Below are 5,386 nucleotides of genomic sequence, written 5' to 3'. Positions count from 1 at the left end.
GTTCGAAGACAAAAGCGAAAGCCGTTGCCCTGGTGTGGCAACGGCTTTCGTTTCACCGGTTGAACATCCGTCCGGCCATATCGGCGCCAACGATCCTGCCCTGCTCGTCGCGGGTGAAGTATCCGCGCTGGCCCTGCAGACCGCCGCTGGTGACGATGTATTCGTCCCGGTCGCCGGGCAGCAGGCCGAGACCGGCCACCGGAAGGTCCGGGGGCAGTTCGATTGCCGATGCCGCGCGGACCTCGGGCTTGATTCCGCAGGCCACCGTCAGGCCTGTGTCGTCCGTACCGATGGTGAGCGTCATGGCGTCGATCTCGTAGTCGCCGACGATCTCCTCGGCCCGGGCCGGATCGAACGGCAGAGGTTCGGGATCCCGGTCGACCACGCCCAGATAGTGCTCCAGCGCCCACCGGACCACGGCCTGGTTGAACAGAATGCCGTCATCCGGACCCGCATTCGACATGACGGTAATGGCGAAATTCCGCTCCGGCACCATAAGGAGCTCGGCGAATTGACCGTTCGACGACCCGCCGTGCCCCACGGTCCGCACACCGTCCACCTCGCGCAGAAACCAGCAGATCCCGAAGGCGTCGCCGAGCGTGCTGCCCCTCAACTCGACGGTTTGTTCCTGCATTTGGGACAGCACCTCGGCGGGCAGCACCTGCTCACCGTTGTCGGTACGTCCATCGCCGAGATGGAAGCGCGCCCAACGAAGTTGGTCGGCCACCGAGGAGACGATGCCGCCGCCCGGATTGTTGGCACGCGTGTCCTTCCACTCCCGTGCGACAGTGAGTTCGCCGTCCGCGCCCCGATTGTGCCCAACGGCGAAGCGGTCCATCATGATCTCCCGCGGCGCATAACGACTGTGCGACAACCCGATCGGATCGAGCACCAACCGCGCGACCGCCTGCTCGAAGGTCATCCCGGTGACCTTCTCGATAACCCGCCCGAGCAGGTTGTACCCGGCCTGACTGTAGGAAGCGCGCGTCCCGACCGGCGCGATCTGCTGCAACTCGTTCAATCGCGCCACATACCGCGCCAGCGCGTCATCACCGTCCCCCGTCTCCACGATCAGCCGAATCCCCAGCCCCGCAGTGTGATTCAGCAAATTCAGCACCGTCATCTCCGCCGCGCCCCGCTCATCGGCGAGCACCAGCTCCGGCACATACCGCCGCACCGGCGCATCCAACTCGACCCCGCCCTCCGCAACCAGCCGCAGCAACGCCGTCGCGGTAAAGCTCTTACTCACCGACCCCAACACGAACATCGTGTCCCGATCGACCGGCACCGGATTCGCAACACTGGTCACCCCATGCATCGCAAATACCTCCCGCTCAGCCACCCACACCCCCACCGCAGCCCCCGGAACCCCGAACTCGCCAGCCGCAACCTCAACGAATTCGCTCAATCCGATACCAGACATCTTCTTCCCTTCCGAGCCGAGTCCACCCGCGACGCCAACTTCGAATGCTGTGCGTCCGGCATGCCCAGCACGATGCCCACCCCCGCTGACACGGCGCTGACACAAGCGCGCCCCGATTGTCAGATGGAGACGGAATGCGGTTGGGTTAGACTCGGATGCAGTCAGCAGACACGCCGCGTTCCTGTTCAGCGAGGTTGGAGGTGATTCCAATGGCCATGCCGACTCCCCGCGACCATTGGACGGCCGCCGATCTCGATCACATGCCCGAAGATGGATTACGGTACGAGGTACTGAATGGTCAGCTCGTCGTGAATGCCGCCCCGAAACTCGGACATCAGTGGCTGATCCAATGGTTGGTGCGCGCCCTCGTCGATGTCGCACCGAAGGAGTACGTGGTGCTGGAGGGAGTCGGGGTGCTTATCGGCGACGATGAGCCGATTCCGGATCTCATTGTGGCGACAGGACCGATGGCGGCGAATGACCGGGGGATACCGGTCGAACAGGTGAAACTGGCCGTAGAAGTGGTATCCAAATCGACAACACTGCAGGACCGCATGGTCAAGCCGGTGCTCTACGCCGCAGCCGGGATACCGAACTACTGGCGCTTCGAGATCAACCCGTTCAAGGGCCAACTGTCGGGTGAGTCGCTGCCGGTGCTGTTTGCCCATGTGCTCGGCACCGATCACACTTACGAGCCGACGCACAGGGTGGCCGCCGGAGAGACGGTCACCCTGCGCGATCCCTTTGAATTCACGGTGGATCCGGCGTCACTGATGCTCTGAATCGGACACCATTCTTTGGGGCTGGCTTGCTTCGTTGGTAGCAGGGGACGTGCGAAGACCAGGGCGGCGCTACCGTTCAATGCGAAATAGCATGTCTCCCAACGGATGCGGGCGCTCGATGGTCAATGCTGGGCGTCCGCATTCGGCGCCAGGGCGAGTAGTTCGTCTACCGACCATTGGTCGTCGGCGTGTTTGCCGAGTTTGCTTGCGAGCACTCGGCCGTCGGGGGCGATGAGGAAATCGCCGGGGAGGCCGAGGCGGCCGCCCTCGGGTTCGGGTGGGGGAGCGGGCTTTTCCTTGCGCAGGACTGCGCGCGTTGCGCTCGCGACGCCGCGGATGATGGCGGGCCAGGCGCGCGGGTCCAGGAGGGCGCGGGGTGTGGATTCGATGCCGAACTCGCGGTAGAGGATTCGGGTCGGGTCCGCGATCAGGTCGAAGGGGAGGTCGCCTTCGTATTTGCGCAATTCCGCTGCGCTGGAATGGAAGACGACGACCTCGCGGATATTCGCGGCCAGGATCTCGTCGTGCCGGACGGCGAACGAGCGCAGGTGCAGGTTGCAGATCGGGCATCCGGCGAAGCGGCGGAACTGGAGGTGGATCAGGCAATCCTCATCGGGGATCCGAATTGTGCTGTCGGCGATGGTGACCAGTGCCCGGTCGGCCACCGTGGTCGGCAAGGACATGAAAACACTCCCTTCGTAGGTGTACGACGTACGCCTACGACAAGTATGCGCGTACCTTGTACGCTGTCAACCCGTGCCCCGCCCTCGCTCGCTGACCAGCCCCGGCATCGCGGCCGCCGCCCTCGCCGTGCTCGATCGCGACGGCCTGCCCGGCCTCACCATGCGCGCGGTCGCCAAGGAACTCCGCATAGCCACCATGGGCCTCTACCGCTACGTCGCCGACCGCGACGAACTGGAGGTGCTGGTCGTCGACCACCTCCTCGCCAGCATCGACCTGACACCACCGACCGACCCGGACTGGCGCGACCGCGTCGCGGCACTCCTGGACCGAATGCGAACGGCGGTCTCCACCCATCCGGCCGCGGTCCCGCTCGTCGTGCGCCATCGCCAGTCCGCCCCCGCAAGCCTCCGCTGGATCGAGGCGACGCTCACGATCCTCACCGACGCGGGTTTCACCGGCATCGGCCGAGTCCTGGCCCAACGCACCCTCGTGGCCTTCCTCCTCGGCCACCTGCAGAACGAGCACTACGGCCCCCTCTCCGGCGCGGGCACCGCCGCCATGACCCGCCTCGCCCGCGCCGACTACCCCCTCTTGACCGAGACCGCCACGGACGCCCGAAAAGTCGACGCCGAGACTGAATTCCGCCTCGGCATCGAAATCGTGCTCCGCGGCCTGGCTCCGTAGCAGCGGACTGCCGCGAGGGATTTCGCGGAGGACGCACGATAATTCAGCGGGTGAGCCCGGGAAGGCTCATGGTTTCGCCCATGATCCGCGCCCCTGCGTCATTGAGGTGCAGACCGTCACCGGAATCCAGATCGGGCCGGATGAAGTCGCGGTCCTGCGGATTCTCCACGGCGGCCGCCACATCGAAGACCCCGTCGAAAACGTCTGTGGTGCGCAACCATTCGTTGACCGCATGCCGAACCCGCCGCCCCTCGGCGACATTCAGATCGGGATAGATCACACCGGCGAACGGTCCGACGGTGTTCGCGTACACCTTCAGTCCCGCGGCCCGAGCGCGTTCGGCGAGGGCGGTGAATCCGGCGATCAGGTCGTCGGCGGGGGAGGTGTGGTTGTCCAGGATCAGGTCGTTGATGCCGTAGTTCAGCACCACGTGCGTCACGCCGGGAACACCCAACACATCGCGGTCGAACCGAGCCAGGCCGTGCTCGCCGATCTGATCGGTCAGCAGGCGAGTTCCGCCGATGCCCTGGTTGAGCGCCCATCCCGAGACGAGGCGTTCGTTGAGAACATCGACCGAGCGGCCGTTCGCACCCGGGGTCGAGCCGACGCCTTCGAACCAGGAGTCACCGAATGCGACGACGATCGGAGCGTTCGTCGCGGTCAGCACATCGACGCCGGTCACATAGAAGCGTGAGGTGGTCTGTTCGGCGTCCGGCAGCGCGGGTGCGGAGGTCTGGTCGCCGGTCGTCACGTAGCTGGGTTCCATCGGCAGATGTGAGAAGGGCGCCAGCTCGGTCGCCTCGGGCAGGTACAGGCTCAGCGCCAGATCCGTGCCGGTCGCGACCGCGAAATCGATCGGGTCGCTGATGATGTCGGCGCCCGCCGGAATGATGGCCCGCGCCTTGCCGTCGAAGCGCAGTTCGGTATCGGTCTCCGTCACGATCTCCTCGCCGGCCTTGCGCACCGCGATGCGCGCCGCACCGATCGTCACCGGCGCCGAACCGTAGCGGTTGGTCAGCCGCACCCGCAGCTGTTCGCCCTCGCCGACCAGGTGCAGCACCTGACGCACCGTGTGATCGGCGAAGCCGCGTGGCTCCACCAGGCGGATCCGCTCGGCGGGGTCGACCAGGGTGGAACGGAATCCCGCGACCCAACGCAGTGTGTCAGTCATCTGAATCTCCATTTTGTTGCCGTGAGGAATATTGCGCTGACAACAACTTAGCAGAGATATTCCTCGCGTCAACTATCCCCTCGGCAACTATCGTGGGCTAGGCTCGGAGCCGTGGATACGACAGACCTCTTCGACGACCCTCGGCTCACCACCATGGGCCTGCTCTACGAGGCGCACGACGGTCTGCTCAGAAAGTTGGAACCGACCTGGAAGAAGCACGGTCTGTCCGGACTCGATGCCAATGCGCTGATGCGGCTCAGCCGGTCACCGGGGCGGCGACTGCGGATGACCGACCTCGCCGCCCAGACGAATCTGTCGACCAGTGGTGTCACCCGGCTGGTCGACCGGCTGCAGCGCAACGGCTTCGTGCGGCGCGAACTCGATTCCGCGGACCGGCGCAGTTCCCATGCCGTGCTCACCGCCGCTGGTGCGACCCGGCTGGCGCGCGTACTGCCCGAATACCTCGAGGTCGTCGAACGCTGGTTCACCGGTCTGCTCACCCAGGACCAGCTCGACGCCTTGGCTGCCGGGCTGCGCATTGTTCGCGATGCAGTGAGCCCGGAGGCGACCGCGCGCGAATCCGACTAGATCGCCGAAACATCTTCCCCGGCAAAGGATTCGGCTCTCAGTGAACTCGCGAGC

Annotated in this window: 6 protein-coding genes; 3 read left to right on the top strand and 3 right to left on the bottom strand. The window is 65.4% G+C overall.

Annotation, left to right across the window (positions count from 1 at the left end):
• Nucleotides 1-52 precede the first annotated feature (52 nt).
• Entirely contained in the window at nucleotides 53-1,423 is a 1,371-nt protein-coding gene (locus ACHQ4I_RS16440) for a serine hydrolase domain-containing protein (RefSeq protein ID WP_420772569.1), read from the bottom strand.
• Nucleotides 1,424-1,632: 209 nt separating this feature from the next.
• Here ACHQ4I_RS16440 and ACHQ4I_RS16435 point away from each other — a divergent pair, with 209 nt between their 5' ends.
• Nucleotides 1,633-2,205, top strand: coding sequence for a Uma2 family endonuclease (locus tag ACHQ4I_RS16435; protein ID WP_420772568.1), 573 nt, complete (start codon nucleotides 1,633-1,635; stop codon nucleotides 2,203-2,205).
• Nucleotides 2,206-2,327: 122 nt separating this feature from the next.
• Here the strand turns inward: ACHQ4I_RS16435 and ACHQ4I_RS16430 are convergent, their stop codons facing one another.
• Nucleotides 2,328-2,888 (bottom strand): peroxiredoxin-like family protein, encoded by a 561-nt coding sequence (locus ACHQ4I_RS16430; RefSeq protein WP_420772567.1) that lies wholly within the window; start codon nucleotides 2,886-2,888, stop codon nucleotides 2,328-2,330.
• Nucleotides 2,889-2,961: 73 nt separating this feature from the next.
• Between ACHQ4I_RS16430 and ACHQ4I_RS16425 the strand changes: the two genes are divergently transcribed.
• Nucleotides 2,962-3,573: a TetR/AcrR family transcriptional regulator gene (locus ACHQ4I_RS16425; RefSeq protein ID WP_420772566.1), complete on the top strand. Its 612-nt coding sequence runs from the start codon at nucleotides 2,962-2,964 to the stop codon at nucleotides 3,571-3,573.
• 43 nt (nucleotides 3,574-3,616) lie between these two features.
• On the opposite strand, the gene ACHQ4I_RS16420 is transcribed toward ACHQ4I_RS16425, so the two are convergent.
• Nucleotides 3,617-4,744: a GDSL-type esterase/lipase family protein gene (locus tag ACHQ4I_RS16420; RefSeq protein WP_420772565.1), complete on the bottom strand. Its 1,128-nt coding sequence runs from the start codon at nucleotides 4,742-4,744 to the stop codon at nucleotides 3,617-3,619.
• Nucleotides 4,745-4,855: 111 nt separating this feature from the next.
• Between ACHQ4I_RS16420 and ACHQ4I_RS16415 the strand changes: the two genes are divergently transcribed.
• Nucleotides 4,856-5,332 (top strand): MarR family winged helix-turn-helix transcriptional regulator, encoded by a 477-nt coding sequence (locus ACHQ4I_RS16415; protein ID WP_420772564.1) that lies wholly within the window; start codon nucleotides 4,856-4,858, stop codon nucleotides 5,330-5,332.
• Nucleotides 5,333-5,386 lie beyond the last annotated feature (54 nt).

Source organism: Nocardia nepalensis (genome assembly GCF_048910785.1).
Lineage (GTDB): Bacteria > Actinomycetota > Actinomycetes > Mycobacteriales > Mycobacteriaceae > Nocardia > Nocardia nepalensis.
The sequence above is the reverse complement of the archived record's forward strand: the minus strand, read 5'-3'. Positions and strand labels throughout refer to the sequence as shown.

Coding starts and splice junctions, on each gene's coding strand:
- ACHQ4I_RS16440 (WP_420772569.1), bottom strand. CDS start 1,423: ATGTCTGGTATCGGATTGAGCGAATTCGTTGAGGTTGCGGCTGGCGAG.
- ACHQ4I_RS16435 (WP_420772568.1), top strand. CDS start 1,633: ATGGCCATGCCGACTCCCCGCGACCATTGGACGGCCGCCGATCTCGAT.
- ACHQ4I_RS16430 (WP_420772567.1), bottom strand. CDS start 2,888: ATGTCCTTGCCGACCACGGTGGCCGACCGGGCACTGGTCACCATCGCC.
- ACHQ4I_RS16420 (WP_420772565.1), bottom strand. CDS start 4,744: ATGACTGACACACTGCGTTGGGTCGCGGGATTCCGTTCCACCCTGGTC.